Consider the following 22,165-nt stretch of genomic DNA (forward strand, 5'->3'; position numbering starts at 1 on the left):
TATGCACACCACTTCCGGACGCAGGGTCTATGGCCTGTTCCTGGCACTTCTGACCGCGCTGCTGTGGGGCATCCTGCCGATCAAGCTCAAGCAGGTGCTGCTGGTGATGGACCCGGTCACCGTCACCTGGTACCGCCTGCTGGTTTCCGGTGGGCTGTTGTTCGCCTGGCTGGGGGCCAATCGCCGGCTGCCAGCGTTCGGCAAGCTCGGGCGCAAGGGCAAAGGGCTGGTGGCTGTGGCCGTGCTCGGCCTGATGGGCAACTACGTGCTGTACCTGATCGGCCTCAAGCTGCTCAGCCCTGGCACCGCACAACTGGTTGTACAGGTCGGCCCGGTACTGTTGCTGGTGGCCAGCGTGTTCGTGTTCAAAGAGCGGTTCAGCCTGGGGCAGGGGGTGGGCCTGCTGATTCTGATCGGGGGGTTCGGCCTGTTCTTCAACCAGCGCCTGGAAGAACTGCTGACCTCGCTCGGCGCATACACCACAGGCGTGTTGACCATTTTGCTGGCGACCAGCATCTGGGTGTTTTACGCCCTGAGCCAGAAGCAGCTGCTGACGGTATGGCACTCACAGCAGGTGATGATGGTGATCTACCTGTTTTGCGCCGCGCTGCTCACGCCTTGGGTGCATCCGCTGGAAGCGTTGCAACTGTCGCCGCTGCAGAGCTGGCTGTTGCTGGCCTGCTGCCTGAATACCCTGGTGGCGTATGGTGCCTTCGCCGAAGCCCTGGCGCATTGGGAGGCTTCGCGGGTGAGTGCGACGTTGGCGTTGACGCCGCTGGTGACTTTTGTGGCAGTGGCTATTGCGGCCTGGATGTGGCCGGCGTATGTGCATGCCGAGGACATCAATGCCCTGGGGTATCTGGGCGCGGTGACGGTGGTGCTGGGGTCGGCGTTGGTGGCGCTGGGGCCTTCGTTGGTCGCTGGCTGGCGGGCGAGAAAGGCCCGCCTGGCGCAGGTGCATCTATAACCTGCGCCGCTAAGGGCCAGTAGCGGCAGCCGCTGAATCAGCCCTTGCCGCCCGGTGCCAGCATGTTCTCCGGCCGCACCCACTGATCGAACTGCTCATTGGTCAGGTACTTCAACTCCAGTGCCGCCTCGCGCAAGGTCTTGCCCTCGCCATACGCCTTCTTGGCAATCTCCGCTGCCTTGTCATAGCCGATGTGCGGGTTCAGCGCGGTCACCAGCATCAAACCGCGCTCTAGGTGCGCCGCCATCTGCTCGGCGTCGGGCTCGATGCCGGCCACGCAGTGTCGCTGGAAGTTGCGGCAGCCGTCGGCCAGCAGTTCCACCGACTGCAGCAGGTTGTGGATGATCACCGGTTTGAACACGTTCAACTGCAAGTGGCCCTGACTGGCGGCAAAACCGATCGCCGCGTCGTTGCCCAGCACCTGGCAGGCCAGCATCGACAGCGCCTCGCACTGGGTCGGATTGACCTTGCCAGGCATGATCGAGCTGCCCGGCTCGTTGGCTGGCAGGCGCACTTCGGCAAGCCCCGCACGCGGGCCGGAGCCGAGCAGGCGCAGGTCGTTGGCGATTTTCATCAATGCCACGGCCAGGGTCTTCAAGGCCCCGGCCAGGCTGGTCAGCGGTTCATGGCCGGCCAGCGCCGCAAACTTGTTGGGCGCGGTGACGAACGGCAAGCCGGACAGCGCGGCCAGCTCTGCGGCGATGGCTTCGGCGAAGCCGTGTGGCGCGTTCAGGCCTGTTCCCACGGCCGTGCCGCCCTGGGCCAGTTCACAGACCGGGGGCAGGGTGGCGCGGATGGCGCGCTGGGCATAGTCGAGCTGGGCGACGAAGGCGGAAACCTCCTGGCCGAAGGTGATCGGCGTGGCGTCCATCATGTGCGTGCGGCCGGTCTTGACCAGCTTCTGGTGGCGCGCCGACAGCTCGGCCAGCCCTGCCGACAGCTCGGCGATCGCCGGCAGCAGCTGTTCATGCACCGCCTGGGCTGCGGCAATGTGCATGGCCGTGGGGAAGCAGTCGTTGGAACTCTGCGAGCGGTTGACGTGGTCGTTGGGGTGCACCGGCGTCTTGCCGCCGCGGCCCTTGCCGGCCAGTTCGTTGGCACGGCCGGCGATGACTTCGTTGACGTTCATGTTGCTCTGGGTGCCGCTGCCGGTCTGCCAGACCACCAGCGGGAACTGATCGTCATGCTGACCGTCGAGCACTTCGTCGGCGGCTTGCTCGATCAGCCGGGCGATTTCGGCCGGCAGGTCACCGTTGCGATCGTTGACCCGTGCTGCAGCCTTCTTGATCAGCGCCAGGGCGTGCAGCACCGCGAGGGGCATGCGTTCCTTGCCAATGGCGAAGTTGATCAGCGAACGCTGGGTTTGCGCACCCCAGTAGGCGTCCTCAGGAACTTCGACCGGGCCCAGGCTGTCTGTCTCGATACGGCTCATTCTGCGCTCACTCCTTTGTGGTTCGAAATCGCAGTTTAGGCCCTGATTCGACAGAGCGGTTCCATCGCTCGTCGTCCCCACTTGAGCACATCGCCACCACAGCGCAGAATGCTCATCTCTGAGGTACCCGCCTCCCTCTTTATGAAGGAAATGCAATGACCCGTCTCCGTGTCCTCTGTGCCGCCGTCGCCCTGGCCTGTGCCAGCGGCCAGGTACTCGCTGCCACCGCCAGTCACAACGCTGCCGCCGAGAAATTCCTGACCCTGGCCAACGCCGACAAGCTGGGCACTCCGGTCTATATGCAGGTCCAACAGATGTTCGCCCAGCGCTTTGCCCAGACCAAAGCGCCTTCGTCGAAGCAGCCGGTACTGGAAAGCTACCAGGCCAAGGCCAATGCCGCCCTGGACAACGCCATCGGCTGGAACAAGCTGAAGCCGAAAATGGTCGACTTGTACACCGCGACCTTCACCGAGACCGAGCTCAAGGACCTGGTCAAGTTCTACGAGTCGCCGCTGGGCAAGAAAGTGTTGCGCGAAATGCCAAAGGTTACCCAGCAGTCGGCGCAGCTCACCCAGCAGAGCCTGGAACCAGCAGTGCCGGTGGTCAACAAGCTGCTCGAAGACATGACCAAAGAGCTTGACCCGAACGCTGGCAAGGCTGCCGTCCCCGCCAAGAAGTGAGTAACGCGTGATGAGCATGCAGCACCGCATCGAGCAACAACTGGCAACGCTGGCGCCGCAACACCTGGAAGTGCTCAATGAAAGTCACATGCACAGTCGTGGTCAGGAGACCCACTACAAGGCAGTGATCGTCAGCGAGCAGTTTGCCGGGCTGAATAGCGTCAAGCGCCACCAAAAGGTCTACGCCACCATGGGTGAGCTGATGGGCGAGATTCATGCCCTGGCCATCCACACGTACACTGCCGAGGAGTGGGCCAAGGTGGGTGTTGCACCGGCCTCGCCGGTGTGTGCAGGCGGTGGGCACTGAATCCTTTTTGTTGATCTGGTAGAATCTGCACCATCCGGGGGCCGCTTTGCGGCCCCCTGCTTTTTGTCCAACCCGGTCCGCCCCTTACGAGGGCAACCACCAGGAGATTCAGTTTCATGTCACAACCGATCGTCGTCGCGGCGCTGTACAAGTTCGTCACCCTGCAAGACTACGTCGAACTGCGCGAGCCACTGCTCAAGGCCATGCTCGACAATGACGTCAAAGGCACCCTGCTGCTGGCCAACGAAGGCATCAACGGCACCGTGTCGGCCACCCGCGAAGGCATCGACGGCCTGCTCGCCTGGCTGCGCAATGACCCGCGCCTGGTGGATGTCGACCACAAGGAATCGTACTGCGACGAGCAGCCGTTCTACCGCACCAAGGTCAAGCTCAAGAAAGAGATCGTCACCCTCGGCGTACCGGGCGTTGACCCCAACCAGCAGGTGGGGACCTACGTCGAGCCCAAGGACTGGAACGCCCTGATCAGCGACCCTGAAGTGCTGCTGATCGATACCCGCAACGACTACGAAGTGGCCATTGGCACGTTCAAGGGCGCCGTCGACCCCAAGACCGAAACCTTCCGCGAGTTCCCCGACTACATCAAGGCCAACTTCGACCCGAGCAAGCACAAGAAGGTGGCGATGTTCTGCACCGGTGGCATCCGTTGCGAAAAAGCCTCCAGCTACATGCTCGGTGAAGGCTTCGAGGCGGTCTATCATCTTAAAGGTGGCGTCCTGAAGTACTTCGAAGAAGTACCTCAGGAAGAAAGCCTGTGGGACGGCGATTGCTTCGTCTTCGACAACCGCGTCACGGTGCGTCATGACCTGAGCGAGGGCGAATATGACCAGTGCCATGCCTGCCGCCATCCGATCAATGCAGAGGAACGCGCGTCCGAGCACTACTCGCCAGGTGTGAGCTGCCCACACTGCTGGGACAGCCTGAGCGAGAAGACTCGCCGCAGCGCCATCGACCGGCAGAAGCAGATCGAGCTGGCCAAGGCGCGCAACCTGCCGCACCCGATCGGTTACAATTACAAAGCCGAGGCCTGATGCATGTCTGCACGCCTGCTTTATGTGATGGACCCGATGTGCTCCTGGTGCTGGGGCTTCGCGCCGGTGGCTGCGGCCCTGATCGCCCAGGCACGTGATGCCGGCGTGCCGACCCGCGTGGTGCCAGGCGGCCTGCGCACGGGCGGCAGCGCCCTGGATGCCTCGACCCGCAAGTACATCCTCGAACATTGGCAGGCGGTGGCCGAAGCCACCGGTCAGCCGTTTCGTTTCGAGGGCGCCATGCCCGATGGGTTCGTCTACGACACCGAGCCTGCCTGCCGCGCCCTGGTCACTGCCCGTGAGCTGGACGCCGAGCGCGTCTGGCCACTGCTGGCGCTGATCCAGGGCTCGTTCTACGCGGCCGGCGTCGACGTCACCACCGCGCCGCAACTGGTCGAACTGGCCGAACAGGCAGGCTTTGACCGTGCGGCGTTCGCCGAGGCCTTCGCCCGCGCCGACACCCGTGTGGCCACCGCCGCTGATTTCACCTGGGCGCAGGACCTCGGTATCGCCGGTTTCCCCACCCTGCTGGCCGAGCGCAACGGCCAGCTGGCGTTGCTGACCAACGGCTACCAGCCGCTGGAGCGCCTGCAACCCTTGCTCGGCCGCTGGCTGCAGCAGGCTGCCTGTGCTTGATGTGCCTGGGTCACCCGACCCTGTGCCTGGGAAGCCTCACAGTGCGGCCGATCGCCTGAGCTGGGCGGAAATCCGCCGCCTGGCCCTGCATCACAAGAAAAACCTCTGGTCCGCCAACCTGATTGCCGTACTGGCGGCCTGTTGCAGCGTGCCGATCCCTTTGCTGCTACCGCTGCTGGTGGACGAAGTGCTGCTTGGCAACGGCGATGCTGCGCTGAAGTGGATGAACCAGGTGCTGCCGGCCAACTGGCAGGTGGCCGCTGGCTATATCGGCCTGATGCTGGCGCTGACGCTTTGCCTGCGCCTGGCGGCCCTGGCCTTCAACGTGGTGCAGGCCAAGCTGTTCGCCGGGTTGGCCAAGGACATCGTCTACCGCCTGCGCATCCGCCTGATCGAGCGGCTCAAGCGGATTTCCCTCAAGGAATACGAAAGCCTGGGCAGTGGCACTGTGACCACTCACTTGGTCACCGACCTGGACACCCTCGACAAGTTCGTCGGCGAGACCCTCAGCCGCTTCCTGGTGGCCATGCTGACCCTGACCGGTACGGCGGCGATACTGATCTGGATGCACTGGCAGCTGGCGCTGCTGATCCTGTTGTTCAACCCCCTGGTGATCTACTTCACCGTGCAGCTGGGCAAACGGGTCAAGCACCTGAAGAAGCTTGAAAACGACAGCACCGCGCGCTTTACCCAGGCGCTGTCGGAAACCCTCGACGCCATCCAGGAGATCCGTGCCGGCAACCGCCAGGGCTACTTCCTCGGTCGGCTTGGCCTGCGTGCGCGGGAAGTGCGCGACTACGCCGTGGACTCGCAATGGAAAAGCGACGCCAGTGGCCGCGCCAGTGGTTTGTTGTTCCAGTTCGGCATCGACATCTTCCGCGCTGCGGCGATGCTAACGGTGCTGTTTTCCGACCTGTCGATCGGCCAGATGCTGGCCGTGTTCAGCTACCTGTGGTTCATGATCGGCCCGGTGGAGCAACTGCTCAACCTGCAATACGCCTACTATGCCGCTGGCGGTGCCCTGAGCCGGCTCAACGAGTTGCTGGCGCGTGCCGACGAGCCGCAGTACCCGGCCGCCACTGACCCGTTTGCGGGTCGCGAGACGGTGGGCATCGAGGTTCGCGACCTGCGCTTTGCCTATGCCGAGGAGCCAGTGCTCGACCACCTCGACCTGTCCATCGCCCCGGGCGAGAAGGTGGCCATCGTGGGGGCCAGTGGCGGCGGCAAGAGCACCTTGGTGCAACTGCTGCTTGGCCTGTACAGCGCCCAGGCGGGGACCATCCGCTTTGGCGGTGCCAGCCTGCAGGAGATCGGCCTGGAGACCCTGCGCGAAAACGTCGCGGTGGTGCTGCAGCACCCTTCGCTGTTCAACGACAGCGTACGCGCCAACCTGACCATGGGTCGCGACTGCAGCGACGACGCCTGCTGGCAGGCGCTGCGCATTGCCCAGCTCGACGCCACCATCGCGGCTTTGCCGCAAGGCCTGGATAGTGTGGTCGGGCGCTCTGGCGTGCGCCTGTCCGGGGGGCAGCGGCAACGGCTGGCCATTGCCCGGATGGTGCTGGCCGAACCCAAGGTGGTGATCCTCGACGAAGCCACCTCGGCGCTGGATGCCGCCACCGAGTACAACCTGCACCAGGCCCTGGCACGTTTCCTCGATGGCCGTACCACACTGATCATCGCCCACCGCCTGTCGGCAGTGAAGCAGGCTGATCGGGTGCTGGTGTTCGATGGCGGGCATGTGGCCGAAGATGGCGACCATCAGCAACTGATTGCCGACGGTGGGTTGTACGCCAAGCTATACGGGCACCTTCAGCAAACCTGAGCCCCCCAACAGGCTGAATAGGCTGCCAGGCTGGCATAAAAATCCCCTCCACGCAGATGGCAAATGGCCTACGCTGTGCTTGTCTGGGTTGATTCGAGCCTTATCTGCTCTGTGACAGGGACTCCATGAAGGGACATCGCACTCTAGAAGCGCCGAAGTTGCTCGGTATCATCTGGCCCTTCATCGCCGTCGTGGTTTTCCAGGCGGCGCTGGGCAGTATCAGCCTTTACACGCTCTCGGCGGTGCGCGCCTATGTAGCGGGCGAGAGCTTGTGGTCCAAGGCTCAGAAAGACGCCATCTATTACCTCAACCTGTATGCGGACAACCGGGATGAGGGCACGTACCAGCGCTATCGCCAGGCCATCACGGTGCCCCAAGGCGACCACCAACTGCGTAAGGTACTCGATCAGCCCAACCCAGACCTGAACGCTGCGCGCCAAGCTGTGCTGCAGGGTGGCAACCACGCCAACGATGTCGAGCGCATCATCTGGTTCTATCGCAACTTCCGCAACATCAGCTACATGCAGACGGCCATCGACTACTGGGACATCGGCGACCGCTACCTGGGCCAGCTGGATGTGCTTGCCAGCGAAATGCGCAAAGGGTTTGCCGACGGCCCGGTCGATGCCCGCACCATCAGCGACTGGAAGGCCCGTATCGTCGCCATCAACGAAGGGGTCACCCCGGCCGCCAGGGCCTTCAGCGACGCGCTGGGGGAGGGGTCGCGCATGCTGCTGCATGTGTTGCTGATCACCAACTTGCTCACCGCGCTGGTCCTCATCACCATCGCCTGGCGCCGTTCCAGCAAGTTGCTGGCCCAGCGCCAAGCATTCGCCAGTGCCTTGCAAGCAGAAAAGGAGCGGGCGCAGATTACCCTGCAGGCCATTGGCGATGCAGTCATTACCACCGACGTCGAAGGCAGCATCGGCTACATGAACCCCGCCGCCGAACAGCTTACCCACTGGCAGGCCGGGCAGGCTCAGGGCTTGCCGCTTTCGGCGTTGTTCAGCCTGGTGGACGAACAGGCCGAGGAAGATGGCCGCAGCCTGGTCGAGCAGGTACTCAGCGGCAGCCTCAGGGGTGGCGCCGAGCATGCCAGGCTGATCCAGCGCCTGGATGGCAGCACCGTGTCGATCAACCTGGTGGGTTCGCCCATTGTCAGCGACGGGCAGGTCAGTGGCATCGTGCTGGTACTGCACGACATGACCCAGGAGCGCCAGTACATCGCCAACCTGTCCTGGCAGGCGACCCATGACGCCTTGACCGGCCTGGCCAACCGCCGCGAGTTCGAATACCGCCTGGAGCTGGCGCTCAACGGCCTGGCGCGCCAGGCGGGGCGGCATTCGCTGATGTTTCTCGACCTGGACCAGTTCAAGCTGGTCAACGATACCTGTGGCCATGCTGCGGGTGACGAGCTGTTGCGGCATATCTGCGCCGTGTTGCAGTCCGGCCTGCGTGAAGGCGACACCCTGGCCCGGCTGGGCGGTGACGAGTTCGGCGTGCTGCTGGAAAACTGCCCGCCGGACCAGGCCGAGCGCATTGCCGAGCAGTTGCGCCAGATGGTCCAGAGCCTGCATTTTGTGTGGAAGGGGCGGCCGTTCGTCACCACGGTGAGCATTGGCCTGGTGAACATGGCGCAGGCACCCGGCACCCTGGAAACCTTGCTGCGCGCCGCCGACATGGCCTGCTACATGGCTAAGGAAAAGGGTCGCAACCGGGTCCAGGTGTACCACGCCGACGACAGCGAGCTGTCCATGCGCTTTGGCGAGATGGCCTGGATACAGCGCTTGCACGTGGCCCTGGAAGAAAACCGCTTCTGCCTGTATGCCCAGGAAATCGCCGCGTTGAAGGCCATCGATGGCCCTGGGCATATCGAGATCCTGCTGCGCCTGCATGATGAGAGTGGCCGTACCATCCTGCCCAGCAGCTTCATCCCGGCGGCCGAACGTTACGGCCTGATGACCGCTCTTGACCGCTGGGTGGTGCGTAATGTGTTTCAGGTCATCCGTCAGTGCCTGGATGAAGGCCGCGAAGGGCCATTGTCCATCTGCGCGATCAACTTGTCGGGGTCGAGCATTGGTGACGACAAGTTTCTCGAGTACCTGCAGCGGTTGTTCGTCGAGTACGCCATTCCGCCGCGCATGATCTGCTTCGAGATCACCGAAACCAGTGCGATTGCCAACCTTGGCAGTGCCATTCGCTTCATCAACGAACTGAAAGGGCTAGGCTGCAGGTTCTCGCTCGACGACTTCTGTGCCGGGATGTCGTCGTTCGCCTATTTGAAGCATTTGCCCGTGGATTTTCTGAAGATAGACGGCAGTTTCGTCAAAGACATGCTCGACGACCCGGTCAATCGAGCCATGGTGGAGGTCATCAACCACATCGGTCATGTGATGGGCAAGCGGACCATTGCCGAGTTCGTCGAAACCCCCTTGATCGAGCAGGCCCTGCAGGAAATCGGCGTGGATTACGCCCAGGGCTACCTGATCGAACGCCCCCAGGTGTTCACCTGTGACAGTCTGCAACGCCAACGGATCGCCGCCAGGCCTCTGTTGCAGCGGGCACCTGGCACATTTCGCTAGCTAGACAGCGGCTTTCGCTGACACAAGACGTCCGAAAAATCACATGGATCAAGGAGCTGAAAGTGATTGATGCATTCGTTCGTATCGGGCCACTGATGGACCCCGCCAGTTACCCCCAATGGGCTCAGCAACTCATAGAAGAGTGCCGCGAAAGCAAGCGCCGGGTGGTCGAGCATGAACTGTACGAGCGCCTGCGCGATGGTCGGCTGAAGCCATCGACCATCCGTCAGTACCTGATCGGCGGCTGGCCGGTGGTCGAGCAGTTTTCGCTGTACATGGCCCATAACCTGACCAAGACCCGCTATGGCCGCCACCCTGGCGAAGACATGGCGCGGCGCTGGTTGATGCGCAACATCCGGGTCGAACTCAACCATGCCGACTATTGGGTGCACTGGTGCCATGCCCATGGCATTCACCTGCATGAGCTGCAGGCCCAGGAAGTACCGACTGAATTGAACGGGCTAAACGACTGGTGCTGGCGGGTGTGTGCCACCGAAAACCTGGCGATTTCCATGGCGGCGACCAACTATGCCATCGAGGGCGCGACCGGGGAGTGGTCAGCGGTGGTGTGCGCCAATGACACCTATGCCATGGGCTTCCCCGAGGACCAGCGCAAGCGCGCCATGAAGTGGCTGAAGATGCATGCGCAGTACGACGATGCGCACCCGTGGGAAGCGCTGGAAATCATCTGCACCTTGGCGGGGGAGAACCCGACGCTGGGGTTGCGTACCGAATTGCGCCGGGCGATCTGCAAGAGCTACGACTGCATGTACCTGTTCCTGGAGCACTGCATGCAGCTGGAAGGGCGTCAGCAGGGGCGGGTGCGGCCGGCCTTGGCGGCAGGCTGATCGTCTGTCTGTGCTGGCCTCTTCGCGGGCTTACCGACAAAGAGGCCAGCACAGGCAGCCCACAAATCACTGGGCGTTGAACGCCTGCCCATTCACCCCGGTGCTGTCCGGCCCCATCAGGTACAGGTACACCGGCATGATCTCTTCCGGCAGCGGGTTGTTCTGCGGGTTCTCGCTCGGGTAGGCCTGGGCCCGCATCGCCGTGCGCGTGGCGCCTGGGTTGATGCTGTTGGAGCGCACGGGTGCAACCCCTTCCAGTTCGTCGGCCAAGGTCTGCATCAGGCCTTCGGTGGCGAACTTCGACACCCCGTAAGCGCCCCAGTAAGCCCGGCCTTTGCGCCCGACGCTGCTGGAGGTGAACACCACCGAGGCGTCCTCCGACAGCTTGAGCAGTGGCAACAGGGTGCTGGTGAGCATGAAGGTGGCATCGACGTTGATGTGCATCACGCGCATGAAGTTGTCACCCGACAACTGCTCCAGTGGCGTGCGCGGGCCGATGATCGAGGCGTTGTTGAGCAGGCCGTCGAGGCGCCCGAACTGGTCTTCGATCATGACCGCCAGCTCGTCGTACTGGTGGGGCAGGGCGGTTTCCAGGTTGAACGGAATCACCACCGGTTGCGGGTGCCCGGCGGCCTCGATCTGGTCGTAGACCTCGTTGAGGTTGGCTTCGGTCTTGCCCAGCAGCAGCGTGGTGGCGCCCAGTGCGGCATAAGCCTTGGCGGCAGCGGCGCCGATGCCGCGGCCGGCACCGGTAACCAGGATGACCCGGCCTTTGAGCAGGTCGGGGCGGGCGGTGTAGTCGAACATTGTCTATTCCCTATTTCTATGGGCGGTGCTGGCGCTTGACGCTCAGCAGCCGCACAGCGCGCTGTCGATCACCTTGCGCAGTTCCAGCGGGTGGTCCACCACCACGTCGGCACCCCAGTTGTTGGGGTTGTCTTCTGGATGAATATAGCCGTAGCGCACCGCCGCCGTGCGGGTGCCGGCATCGCGGCCAGACTCGATATCGCGCAGGTCATCGCCGACGAACAGAACGCTGGCCGGGTCCAGGTTCAGGGTCTTGCAGGCCAGGATCAGCGGTTCGGGGTCGGGCTTGCTGTTTTTCACGTGGTCCGGGCAGATCAGCAGCGCCGAGCGCTCGGCCAGGCCCAGGCGTTGCATGATCGGTTCGGCGAAGCGCACCGGTTTGTTGGTGACCACGCCCCACAGCAGGTTGCCTTTTTCGATGTCGGCCAGCAGCTCGCTCATGCCGTCGAACAGCTTGCTGTGCACCGCGCAGTCGCGCTGGTAGCGCTCGAGGAATTCCAGGCGCAGGGCCTCGAAACCTTCGGCCTCCGGGTCCATGGCGAAGGTGGTGGCGACCATGGCGCGGGCGCCACCGGAAATCACCCCGCGGATCAGGTTGTCGTCCACCGCCGGCAAACCGCGTTCGGCGAGCATGGCCTGGCAGATGGCGATGAAGTCCGGCGCCGTGTCGAGCAGGGTGCCGTCCATGTCGAAGAGTACCGCTCGCAAACGCATGCTCATTCCTCGCGCAGGGTCTGGATCATGTAGTTGACGTCGACATCGCCGCACAGCTTGTAGTGCTTGGTCAGCGGGTTGTAGGTCAGGCCGATGATGTCCTTGACCTCAAGGCCGGCAGCGCGGCTCCAGGCGCCAAGCTCCGAGGGGCGGATGAACTTCTTGAAGTCGTGGGTGCCGCGCGGCAGCATCTTCAGCACGTACTCGGCGCCGACGATGGCCAGCAGGTAGGCCTTGGGGTTGCGGTTGATGGTGGAGAAGAACACCTGGCCGCCGGGCTTGACCATGCGGTAGCAGGCGCGGATCACCGACGAAGGGTCGGGGACGTGCTCGAGCATCTCCAGGCAGGTGACCACGTCGAACTGCTCTGGCATTTCTTCGGCCAGCGCCTCGGCGGTGATCTGCCGATACTCCACCTCGACACCGGATTCCAGCTGGTGCAGTTGGGCCACCGCCAACGGTGCCTCGCCCATGTCGATGCCGGTTACCTTGGCGCCACGCAGGGCCATGGATTCGCTGAGAATGCCGCCACCGCAGCCCACGTCCAGCACCTTCTTGCCAGCCAGGCCGACCCGCTCGTCGATCCAGTTGACGCGCAACGGGTTGATTTCATGCAGCGGCTTGAACTCGCTTTCACGGTCCCACCAGCGGTGGGCCAAGGCTTCGAACTTGGCAATTTCGGCGTGGTCGACGTTGCTCATTTAAGAGTCCTCTGAAACTTCGCTAAATTGGGCCGGAGTATACCCGAGCGCTCAAGGCCGAGGGTCGCTATAATCGCCGGCTTTTGATATCCGAACGACGGGGAGAGGCGATGCGCGAGCGACTTTTGGCGGCGGAGAAGGTGACCGCGATCCGCTGGCAAGGCGGCGTTCTGCATCTGCTCGACCAGCGCTTGCTGCCGTCGCAGGAATGCTGGCTGGCCTGCGACAATGTCGCGCAGGTGGTGGCAGCGATCCGTGACATGGCCGTGCGCGGCGCATCGGCCATCGGTATTGCTGCGGCCTACGGCCTGGTCCTGGCCCTGGAAGAACGGCTGGCCGAGGGCGGCGACTGGGAGCTCGACCTGGAAGAGGACTTCCTCAGCCTGGCTGAAGCGCGCCCCACCGCTGCCAACCTGTTCTGGGCGCTGAACCGCATGCGCGAGCGCCTGCAGCGCCTGCGCCCGGAAGACGACGTGCTGGCGGTGCTGGAGGCCGAAGCAGTGGCGATCCATGAAAGCGATCGCGAAGCCAACCTGACCATGGCCCAGCACGGCATCGAGCTGATTCGCCGTCATCAGGGCAATGCCCAGACCCTGCTCACCTACGGCAATGCCGGCGCCCTGGCCAGCGGTGGTTTCGGCACCGCGCTGGGGGTGATCCGTGCGGGGTACCTGGAAGGCATGGTCGAGCGGGTCTACGCCGGCGAGACCCGCCCCTGGCTGCAAGGCTCGCGGCTGACTGCCTGGGAGCTGGCCAACGAAGGCATCCCGGTCACGTTGTGCGCCGATTCGGCCCTGGCCCACCTGATGAAGACCAAGGGCATTACCTGGGTGGTGGTCGGTGCCGACTGCATTGCCGCCAATGGCGATGTGGCGAGCAAGATCGGCACCTATCAATTGGCGGTCAGTGCCATGCACCACGGTGTGCGCTTCATGGTGGTGGCGCCGAGCACCAGCATCGACCTGAACCTGGCCACGGGCGAGGATATCCCGCTCGAAGAGCGCGATGCCGACGAGTTGCTGGATTACGCTGGCACTCGCGTGGCACCGGATGTCGAGGTGTTCAACCCGGTATTCGATGTGACCCCGGCGGACCTGATCGACGTGATCGTGACCGAGCGTGGCATGGTCGAGCGCCCGGATACCGTCAAGCTGGCTCAATTGATGTGCCGCAAGCGCCTGCACTGATCCGGGTGGGGGCTGCGCAGCAGCCCCGGCCATCCCTGCCGCATCACAAAAAAAGTAGGGCCGCTGCAAGCCCCTTTCGCGACGCAACGTCACGGCTACACATCTCCCCACCAGCACCGCCTTTGTGATAACATCCGGCAGTTTCCAAGACCGCCCATCACGGCGGCCAAATTTGCGCAGATCCATGGCACAACTCATTGATTTGTCGTAAGTCGTCGCACCACTGCGCGTCGCGGCGGCGAGCTTCGTTCGGCCCTTGATGGAGCTGCGAAGTTTCACCAGAAAAAGGAATCAGGCTTCTCATGGGCGAACTGGCCAAAGAAATCCTCCCGGTCAATATCGAAGACGAACTGAGACAGTCTTACCTCGACTACGCGATGAGCGTGATTGTCGGGCGAGCGCTGCCCGATGCACGTGACGGCTTGAAGCCCGTGCATCGTCGCGTTCTCTATGCGATGAGCGAACTGGGCAACGACTGGAACAAACCGTACAAGAAGTCCGCCCGTGTGGTCGGTGACGTGATCGGTAAGTACCACCCGCACGGCGACACTGCGGTCTACGACACCATCGTGCGTATGGCCCAGCCGTTCTCGCTGCGCTACCTGCTGGTCGACGGCCAGGGCAACTTCGGTTCGGTGGACGGCGACAACGCTGCAGCCATGCGATACACCGAAGTGCGCATGGCCAAGCTGGCCCACGAGCTGCTGGCCGACCTGCACAAAGAGACTGTCGACTGGGTGCCCAACTATGACGGCACCGAGCAGATCCCTGCGGTCATGCCGACCCGGATCCCCAACCTGCTGGTCAACGGCTCCAGCGGTATTGCCGTGGGCATGGCGACCAACATCCCGCCGCACAACCTCGGCGAGGTCATCGACGGCTGCCTGGCGCTGATCGACAACGCAGAAATCACCATCGATGAGCTGATGCAGTTCATCCCGGGCCCGGACTTCCCGACTGCCGGCATCATCAACGGCCGTCAGGGCATCATCGAGGCCTACCGCACCGGCCGTGGCCGCATCTACATGCGTGCCCGCTCCGAGGTCGAGGACATCGACAAGGTCGGTGGCCGCCAGCAGATCGTCGTCACCGAGCTGCCGTACCAGCTGAACAAGGCGCGCCTGATCGAGAAGATCGCCGAGCTGGTCAAAGAGAAGAAGATCGAAGGCATCACCGAGCTGCGCGACGAGTCCGACAAGGACGGCATGCGCATCGTCATCGAGCTGCGTCGCGGCGAGGTGCCGGAGGTAGTGCTCAACAACCTCTATCAGCAGACCCAGCTGCAGAGCGTGTTCGGCATCAACGTCGTGGCATTGATCGACGGTCGCCCGCGCCTGCTCAACCTCAAGGACCTGCTCGAAGCGTTCGTCCGCCACCGCCGTGAAGTGGTCACGCGCCGTACCGTGTTCGAGCTGCGCAAAGCCCGCGAGCGTGGCCACATCCTTGAAGGCCAGGCGGTTGCGCTGTCCAACATCGACCCGGTCATCGCCCTGATCAAGGCTTCGCCGACGCCGTCGGAAGCCAAGGAAGCGCTGATTGCCACTGCCTGGGAGTCCAGCGCGGTGCAGGTGATGGTCGAGCGCGCCGGCGCCGACTCCTGCCGCCCTGAAGACCTGCCAGAGCAATTCGGCCTGCGCGAAGGCAAGTATTACCTGTCGCCGGAACAGGCCCAGGCGATCCTCGACCTGCGCCTGCACCGCCTGACTGGCCTTGAGCACGAGAAGCTGCTGGCCGAGTACCAGGAAATCCTCGAGCAGATCGGCGAACTGATCCGCATCCTCAGCAGCGCCGAGCGCCTGATGGAAGTGATCCGCGAAGAGCTGGAAGCGATCCGTGCCGAATACGGCGATGCCCGCCGCACCGAAATTCTCAACGCCAGCCACGACCTCAACTACGGCGACATGATCCCGGAAGAAGAGCGCGTGGTGACCATCTCCCACGGTGGCTATGCCAAGACCCAGCCGCTGTCCGCCTACCAGGCCCAGCGCCGTGGCGGCAAAGGCAAGTCGGCGACCGGTGTGAAGGACGAGGACTACATCGAGCACCTGTTGGTCGCCAACAGCCATGCCACCCTGTTGCTGTTCTCCAGCAAGGGCAAGGTGTACTGGAAGAAGACCTACGAGATCCCGGAGGCCTCCCGCGCTGCCCGTGGCCGCCCGTTGGTCAACCTGCTGCCGTTGGAAGAAGGTGAGCGCATCACCGCCATGCTGCAGATTGACCTCGAAGCCCTGCAGCAAAGCGCCGATCCGGATGAAGAGCTGGAAGACGGCGACGACAGCGTGATCGAAGGCGAAGTGGTCGAAGCGGAAGAAATCGACGAAGAAGACGGCGACACCCTTGAGTGGGTGGCTGAGCCGACGGGCGCGTACATCTTCATGGCAACCGCTTCGGGTACCGTCAAGAAAACCCCGCTGGTGCAGTTCGCCCGTCCGCGCTCCAACGGCCTGATCGCCCTGAAGCTTAAAGAAGGCGACACCCTGATTGCCGCGGCCATCACCGATGGTGCCAAGGAAGTCATGATGTTCTCCGACGCCGGCAAGGTGATCCGCTTCGCCGAGAGCGTGGTGCGCGAAATGGGCCGTACCGCCCGTGGTGTGCGCGGCATGAAGCTGGGCAAGGGGCAGCAGATCATTTCGATGCTGATCCCTGAGTCCGGTGCGCAGATCCTTACCGCCTCCGAGCGTGGCTTCGGCAAGCGTACGCCGTTGTCCAAGTTCCCGCGTCGCGGCCGTGGTGGCCAGGGCGTGATCGCCATGGGCACCAAGGGGCGCAACGGTCTGTTGATCGGTGCCATCCAGGTCCAGGAAGGCGAAGAGATCATGCTCATCTCCGACCAGGGCACCTTGGTGCGGACACGGGTTGGCGAGGTGTCCAGCCTGAGCCGTAACACCCAGGGTGTGACGCTGATCAAGCTGGCGGCGGACGAAACGCTGGTCGGCCTGGAGCGTATCCAGGAGCCATCCGAGGAAGAGCTCGACGAGTTGGTCGAGGCGGGCCCGGAAGGTGACGCGCCGGAGGCTGTCGATGATGACGGCGCGGGCGCCGAAGAGGCACCGCAAGAGTAAGCACACGCAACAACCCGAACGGGGCGACCAAGGTCGCCCCGTTTGACTGATTGAGCAGGCCGCTCCTACAGGGGCGGGGCCAGCAAGTGACGATTTGTTCTATTTTGGCAGAGCGAGAGTGGATGTGAGCAAACGAGCCTTTAACTTCTGCGCAGGCCCTGCTGCGCTTCCTGACGCTGTCCTGCAGCGCGCCCAGGCCGAAATGCTGGACTGGCATGGCAAGGGCTTGTCGGTGATGGAAATGAGCCATCGCAGCGACGATTACGTGGCCATCGCCGAGAAGGCCGAGCAGGACCTGCGTGACCTGCTGTCCATCCCCTCCAACTACAAGGTCCTGTTCCTGCAGGGTGGTGCCAGCCAGCAGTTCGCCGAAATCCCACTGAACCTGCTGCCGGAAAACGGTACCGCCGACTATGTTGAAACCGGCATCTGGTCGAAGAAGGCCATCGAGGAAGGGCGCCGTTTCGGCAACATCAATGTCGCCGCCAGCGCCAAGCCCTACGATTACCTGGCTATCCCGGGGCAGAACGACTGGAGCCTGACCAAGAACGCAGCTTACGTCCACTATGCGTCCAACGAGACCATTGGTGGCCTGCAGTTTGACTGGGTTCCCGAGACCGGCGACGTTCCGCTGGTGGTCGACATGTCGTCCGATATCCTCTCCCGCCCGATCGATGTGTCGCAGTTCGGCCTGATCTACGCCGGCGCGCAGAAAAACATCGGCCCAAGCGGCCTGGTGGTGGTGATCGTTCGCGAAGACTTGCTGGGCCGGGCCCGCAGCAGCTGCCCGACCATGCTCGACTACAAGGTCTCGGCCGACAACGGCTCGATGTACAACACCCCGGCCACGTATTCCTGGTACCTCTCGGGCCTGGTCTTCGAGTGGCTCAAGGAGCAGGGTGGTGTCGAAGCGATGGAGCAGCGCAACCGCGCCAAGAAAGACCGCCTGTACGGCTTCATCGACGCCAGCGACTTCTACACCAACCCGATCAGCATCAATGCCCGTTCGTGGATGAACGTGCCGTTCCGTCTGGCCGACGAGCGCCTGGATAAAGCGTTCCTGGCCGGTGCCGACGCCCGTGGCCTGCTCAACCTCAAGGGCCATCGTTCGGTCGGCGGCATGCGCGCCTCGATCTACAACGCGCTGGGCCTGGAAGCGGTAGAAGCGCTGGTTGGCTACATGGCCGAATTCGAGAAGGAGCACGGCTGATGTCCGAACACGAGTTGAAGGCGCTGCGTGTTCGCATCGACAGCCTCGACGAGAAGATCCTTGAGCTGATCAGTGAGCGCGCCCGTTGTGCCCAGGAAGTGGCCAGGGTCAAGACCGCCACGCTCGCCGAGGGCGAAAAGCCGGTGTTCTACCGCCCTGAGCGCGAAGCAGCTGTGCTCAAGCGGGTCATGGAGCGCAACAAGGGGCCGCTGGGCAATGAAGAGATGGCGCGGCTGTTCCGCGAGATCATGTCGTCCTGCCTGGCCCTGGAAGAGCCGCTGAAAATCGCCTACCTGGGCCCTGAAGGCACCTTCACTCAGGCCGCGGCGATGAAGCACTTCGGCCATGCCGTGATCAGCCGCCCGATGGCGGCCATCGACGAAGTGTTCCGCGAAGTGGCGGCTGGCGCCGTCAACTTCGGCGTGGTGCCGGTGGAAAACTCCACCGAGGGTGCGGTCAGCCATACCCTGGACAGCTTCCTTGAGCACGACATGGTGATCTGTGGTGAGGTCGAGCTGCGCATCCACCACCACTTGCTGGTGGGCGAGAGCACGAAGACCGACAGCATCACCCGCATCTACTCCCACGCCCAGTCCCTGGCCCAGTGCCGCAAGTGGCTGGATGCGCATTACCCGAACGTTGAGCGCGTGGCGGTCTCGAGCAATGCCGAGGCAGCCAAGCGGGTCAAGGGTGAGTGGAATTCGGCAGCGATCGCCGGCGACATGGCGGCGAACCTGTATGGCCTGACCCGCCTGGCCGAGAAGATCGAAGACCGTCCGGACAACTCGACGCGCTTCCTGATGATCGGCAACCAGGAAGTGCCGCCGACCGGCGACGACAAGACCTCGATCATCGTTTCGATGAGCAACAAGCCAGGTGCCCTGCACGAGCTGCTGGTGCCGTTCCATCAGAACGGTATCGACCTGACCCGCATCGAGACTCGTCCGTCGCGCAGCGGCAAGTGGACCTACGTGTTCTTCATCGACTTCGTCGGCCACCACCGTGACCCGCTGATCAAGGCGGTGCTGGAGCAGATCAGCCAGGAGGCTGTGGGGCTGAAGGTGCTGGGGTCGTATCCGAAGGCGGTGCTTTGATTGATGGTCTTGGGGGCTGCTGTGCAGCCCCATTGGCCCCGCAGACTGTCTTGATTTCTAAACAGGGTTCGCACTCGTGGTAGATGCCGTAACAAACAAACCCGCGCCAATCATCGGGCGCCTGGTCGTCGTAGGCCTGGGCCTGATCGGCGGCTCCTTCGCCAAGGGCCTGCGCGAAAGCGGCCTGTGTCGCGAAGTGGTCGGCGTCGACCTGGATGCCCCCTCGCGCAAGCAGGCCGTGGCCCTGGGCGTGGTCGACCGCTGCGAAGAAGACCTCGCCGCCGCTTGTGTCGGCGCCGACGTCATCCAGTTGGCAGTCCCCATCCTGGCCATGGAAAAGCTCCTCGCGCGCCTGGCCCCGCTCGACCTTGGCAACGCGGTGATCACTGACGTCGGCAGCGCCAAGGGCAATGTGGTTCGCGCCGCGCGCCAGGTGCTGGGTGGGCGGCTGTCGCGCTTCGTCCCCGGCCACCCGATCGCTGGGTCCGAGCAAAGCGGGGTAGAAGCCTCCAATGCCACCCTGTTCCGCCGCCACAAAGTCATCCTCACGCCGCTGCCGGAAACCGACCCGGACGCCCTGGCCAAGGTCGACCGCCTGTGGCGCGCACTGGATGCCGATGTCGAACACATGCCGGTCGAGCGCCATGACGAAGTGCTGGCTGCCACCAGCCATCTGCCGCACCTGCTGGCCTTCGGCCTGGTCGATTCGCTGGCCAAGCGCAATGAAAACCTCGAGATCTTCCGGTACGCTGCAGGGGGCTTTCGCGATTTCACGAGAATCGCAGGCAGCGACCCGACCATGTGGCACGACATCTTCCTCGCCAACCGCGAAGCTGTCCTGCGCACGCTTGATACATATCGCAGCGATCTCGACGCCTTGCGCGACGCGATCGATGCAGGGGACGGGCATCAGTTGCTGGGTGTATTCACCCGCGCACGTGTTGCCCGCGAGCATTTCAGTAAAATCCTGGCCCGCCGGGCCTATGTGGACGCTATGAACGCCAACGATCTGATTTTCCTGGCCCAACCGGGTGGCCGCCTGTCCGGGCGAATCCGCGTACCGGGCGACAAGTCGATTTCCCACCGCTCGATCATGCTCGGCTCGCTGGCCGAAGGCACGACCGAGGTCGAAGGCTTCCTCGAAGGTGAGGATGCGCTGGCGACCTTGCAGGCCTTCCGTGACATGGGTGTGGTCATCGAAGGCCCGAACCAGGGTCGCGTGACCATCCACGGCGTCGGCCTGCACGGCCTCAAGGCGCCACCTGGGCCAATCTACGTGGGCAACTCCGGCACCTCGATGCGCCTGTTGTCCGGCCTGCTGGCCGGCCAGGCGTTCGACGTGACCATGACCGGTGACGCCTCGCTGTCCAAGCGCCCGATGAACCGGGTGGCCAACCCCCTGCGTGAAATGGGCGCAGTGGTCGAGACCGGCCCCGAAGGCCGCCCACCGCTGACCATTCGTGGTGGCCACAAGCTCAAGGCGCTCACCTACACGCTGCCGATGGCCAGTGCGCAGGTTAAATCGTGCCTGCTGCTGGCCGGCTTGTACGCCGAAGGCAAGACCACCGTCACCGAGCCTGCGCCGACCCGTGACCACACCGAGCGCATGCTGCGTGGCTTTGGTTATGCGGTGCAGACCAATGGCCCGGTGGCGTCGCTGCAGTCCGGCGGCAAGCTCACTGCAACCCGCATCGAAGTGCCTGCCGATATCTCGTCGGCGGCGTTCTTCCTGGTCGCGGCCTCGATCGCCCAGGGCTCGGAGCTGGTGCTCGAGCATGTCGGCATCAACCCGACCCGTACCGGTGTAATCGACATCCTGCGCCTGATGGGTGGCGATATCACCCTGGAGAACCAGCGTGAAGTCGGCGGCGAGCCGGTGGCCGACCTGCGCGTGCGCGGCGCCCAGCTGAAAGGTATCGACATCCCTGAAAACCTGGTGCCATTGGCCATCGACGAGTTCCCGGTGTTGTTCGTTGCCGCGGCCTGCGCCGAAGGGCGCACCGTACTGCGCGGTGCCGAAGAGCTGCGGGTCAAGGAATCCGACCGTATCCAGGTGATGGCCGACGGCCTGATCAGCCTGGGCGTGAAGTGCGAGCCGACCCCGGATGGCATCATCATCGACGGCGGCCAGATTGGCGGCGGTGAAGTGCACGGCCACGGTGACCACCGTATCGCCATGGCCTTCAGCGTTGCCTCGCTGCGCGCCAGTGCGCCGATCCGTATCCATGACTGCGCCAACGTCGCCACCTCGTTCCCCAACTTCCTGGCGCTGTGTGCCGAAGTCGGCATTCGTGTGGCTGAAGAGGGCAAGTCGTGAACACCCAGGCGCCAGTCATCACCATCGACGGGCCAAGCGGTTCGGGGAAAGGCACAGTTGCCGGGCTGCTGGCCCGCGAGCTGGGCTGGCGGCTGCTGGACTCCGGCGCGCTGTACCGTCTGCTGGCCTTCAACGCCAGCAACCACGGTGTCGACCTGACCAACGAAGAGCTGCTCAAGCAGCTTGCCGCCCATCTGGATGTGCAGTTCATCGCGGCCGAGCCCGGTAAGCTGCAACAGATCATCCTCGAGGGTGAGGACGTCAGTAACGTCATCCGCACCGAAACCGTCGGTGCGGGCGCCTCGATGGTAGCTTCGCTGCCCGCCGTGCGCGATGCCTTGCTGATGCGTCAGCGCGCATTTCTGGAGGCTCCGGGCCTGATTGCCGACGGGCGTGACATGGGCACCGTGGTGTTCCCGGATGCGCCATTGAAGGTCTTTCTCACCGCCAGCGCGGAGGAGAGGGCACGTCGCCGTTACCTGCAGTTGAAGGGCAAGGGCGAAGATGTTAGTCTGTCGAGTCTGCTGGATGAGATTCGTGCACGCGATGAGCGTGACACCCAACGTGCAGTGGCCCCGCTGAAACCAGCGGCCGATGCCATTCAGTTGGACTCCACCGAGTTGTCCATCGAGCAGGTGTTGCAACGTATCAGGAGTGAGATCGCACTACGCGACCTTCACTGATAGCCAGGAGAGCAGGCAGGTGCACCAGTCAACGTCCTGCCCGCTTTCCTTTTAAATAACG

The 22,165-nt window shown here is 63.5% G+C and carries 18 protein-coding genes; 14 read left to right on the top strand and 4 right to left on the bottom strand.

The window, feature by feature from the left end; translation table 11 throughout:
* Nucleotide 1 precedes the first annotated feature (1 nt).
* Nucleotides 2–967 (top strand): DMT family transporter, encoded by a 966-nt coding sequence (locus tag LOY26_RS06490; RefSeq protein ID WP_258714493.1) that lies wholly within the window; start codon nucleotides 2–4, stop codon nucleotides 965–967.
* Nucleotides 968–1,004: 37 nt separating this feature from the next.
* On the opposite strand, the gene LOY26_RS06495 is transcribed toward LOY26_RS06490, so the two are convergent.
* Nucleotides 1,005–2,399 (bottom strand): class II fumarate hydratase, encoded by a 1,395-nt coding sequence (locus LOY26_RS06495; RefSeq protein WP_186659270.1) that lies wholly within the window; start codon nucleotides 2,397–2,399, stop codon nucleotides 1,005–1,007.
* A gap of 155 nt (nucleotides 2,400–2,554) precedes the next feature.
* On the opposite strand from LOY26_RS06495, the gene LOY26_RS06500 reads away from it, so the two are divergent.
* The 7 genes from LOY26_RS06500 to LOY26_RS06530 all read left to right on the top strand — a co-directional run bounded on the left by LOY26_RS06500 (nucleotide 2,555) and on the right by LOY26_RS06530 (nucleotide 10,326).
* Nucleotides 2,555–3,079: a DUF2059 domain-containing protein gene (locus tag LOY26_RS06500; RefSeq protein ID WP_033700711.1), complete on the top strand. Its 525-nt coding sequence runs from the start codon at nucleotides 2,555–2,557 to the stop codon at nucleotides 3,077–3,079.
* A 10-nt stretch (nucleotides 3,080–3,089) separates the two neighbouring features.
* Nucleotides 3,090–3,386 carry a BolA family transcriptional regulator gene (locus tag LOY26_RS06505; protein ID WP_033700710.1) on the top strand — a complete coding sequence of 99 codons (297 nt, stop codon included), beginning with the start codon at nucleotides 3,090–3,092 and terminating at the stop codon, nucleotides 3,384–3,386.
* 116 nt (nucleotides 3,387–3,502) lie between these two features.
* Complete coding sequence (locus LOY26_RS06510) at nucleotides 3,503–4,435, top strand: rhodanese-related sulfurtransferase (protein WP_186659271.1); 933 nt, start codon at nucleotides 3,503–3,505, stop codon at nucleotides 4,433–4,435.
* Between the two features lie 3 nt (nucleotides 4,436–4,438).
* A complete protein-coding gene (locus LOY26_RS06515) occupies nucleotides 4,439–5,071 on the top strand; it encodes a DsbA family protein (RefSeq protein ID WP_033700707.1) in 633 nt (210 codons plus the stop codon).
* Nucleotides 5,064–6,896, top strand: coding sequence for an ABC transporter ATP-binding protein (locus LOY26_RS06520; RefSeq protein WP_033700706.1), 1,833 nt, complete (start codon nucleotides 5,064–5,066; stop codon nucleotides 6,894–6,896). The genes LOY26_RS06515 and LOY26_RS06520 overlap by 8 nt, the downstream gene beginning before the upstream one ends.
* A 125-nt stretch (nucleotides 6,897–7,021) precedes the next feature.
* A complete protein-coding gene (locus LOY26_RS06525) occupies nucleotides 7,022–9,478 on the top strand; it encodes an EAL domain-containing protein (protein WP_186663012.1) in 2,457 nt (818 codons plus the stop codon).
* A gap of 62 nt (nucleotides 9,479–9,540) precedes the next feature.
* Entirely contained in the window at nucleotides 9,541–10,326 is a 786-nt protein-coding gene (locus LOY26_RS06530; protein WP_258714494.1) for a TenA family transcriptional regulator, read from the top strand.
* A gap of 66 nt (nucleotides 10,327–10,392) precedes the next feature.
* Here LOY26_RS06530 and LOY26_RS06535 read toward each other — a convergent pair whose 3' ends face one another.
* From LOY26_RS06535 to ubiG, 3 genes are read right to left on the bottom strand one after another with little or no spacing between them, the layout of a single operon-like run.
* Nucleotides 10,393–11,133, bottom strand: coding sequence for a YciK family oxidoreductase (locus LOY26_RS06535; RefSeq protein WP_186659275.1), 741 nt, complete (start codon nucleotides 11,131–11,133; stop codon nucleotides 10,393–10,395).
* Nucleotides 11,134–11,175: 42 nt separating this feature from the next.
* Nucleotides 11,176–11,847 carry an N-acetylmuramic acid 6-phosphate phosphatase MupP gene (mupP, locus tag LOY26_RS06540; protein ID WP_186659278.1) on the bottom strand — a complete coding sequence of 224 codons (672 nt, stop codon included), beginning with the start codon at nucleotides 11,845–11,847 and terminating at the stop codon, nucleotides 11,176–11,178.
* 2 nt (nucleotides 11,848–11,849) lie between these two features.
* Nucleotides 11,850–12,548, bottom strand: coding sequence for a bifunctional 2-polyprenyl-6-hydroxyphenol methylase/3-demethylubiquinol 3-O-methyltransferase UbiG (gene ubiG, locus LOY26_RS06545; RefSeq protein WP_033700701.1), 699 nt, complete (start codon nucleotides 12,546–12,548; stop codon nucleotides 11,850–11,852).
* A gap of 110 nt (nucleotides 12,549–12,658) precedes the next feature.
* Between ubiG and mtnA the strand changes: the two genes are divergently transcribed.
* The 6 genes from mtnA (at nucleotide 12,659) to cmk (ending at nucleotide 22,104) form a co-directional block, all read left to right on the top strand.
* Nucleotides 12,659–13,735 (top strand): S-methyl-5-thioribose-1-phosphate isomerase, encoded by a 1,077-nt coding sequence (mtnA, locus tag LOY26_RS06550; protein WP_186659291.1) that lies wholly within the window; start codon nucleotides 12,659–12,661, stop codon nucleotides 13,733–13,735.
* A gap of 302 nt (nucleotides 13,736–14,037) precedes the next feature.
* On the top strand, nucleotides 14,038–16,800 hold the full coding sequence (gyrA, locus tag LOY26_RS06555) for a DNA gyrase subunit A (protein WP_186659293.1): 2,763 nt from the start codon (nucleotides 14,038–14,040) through the stop codon (nucleotides 16,798–16,800).
* 124 nt (nucleotides 16,801–16,924) lie between these two features.
* Nucleotides 16,925–18,010 (top strand): 3-phosphoserine/phosphohydroxythreonine transaminase, encoded by a 1,086-nt coding sequence (gene serC / locus LOY26_RS06560; RefSeq protein ID WP_186659296.1) that lies wholly within the window; start codon nucleotides 16,925–16,927, stop codon nucleotides 18,008–18,010.
* Entirely contained in the window at nucleotides 18,010–19,104 is a 1,095-nt protein-coding gene (pheA, locus tag LOY26_RS06565) for a prephenate dehydratase (RefSeq protein ID WP_033700696.1), read from the top strand. The genes serC and pheA overlap by 1 nt, the downstream gene beginning before the upstream one ends.
* 109 nt (nucleotides 19,105–19,213) lie before the next feature.
* Nucleotides 19,214–21,421: a bifunctional prephenate dehydrogenase/3-phosphoshikimate 1-carboxyvinyltransferase gene (locus LOY26_RS06570; RefSeq protein WP_033701506.1), complete on the top strand. Its 2,208-nt coding sequence runs from the start codon at nucleotides 19,214–19,216 to the stop codon at nucleotides 21,419–21,421.
* The gene (gene cmk, locus LOY26_RS06575) at nucleotides 21,418–22,104 is read left to right on the top strand and encodes a (d)CMP kinase (protein ID WP_186663014.1); all 687 of its coding nucleotides are present in this window, start codon (nucleotides 21,418–21,420) and stop codon (nucleotides 22,102–22,104) included. Before LOY26_RS06570 ends, cmk begins: the two co-directional genes overlap by 4 nt.
* Nucleotides 22,105–22,165 lie beyond the last annotated feature (61 nt).

This window comes from Pseudomonas sp. B21-047 (assembly GCF_024748775.1).
In the GTDB taxonomy this organism is placed as follows: Bacteria; Pseudomonadota; Gammaproteobacteria; order Pseudomonadales; family Pseudomonadaceae; genus Aquipseudomonas; species Aquipseudomonas capeferrum.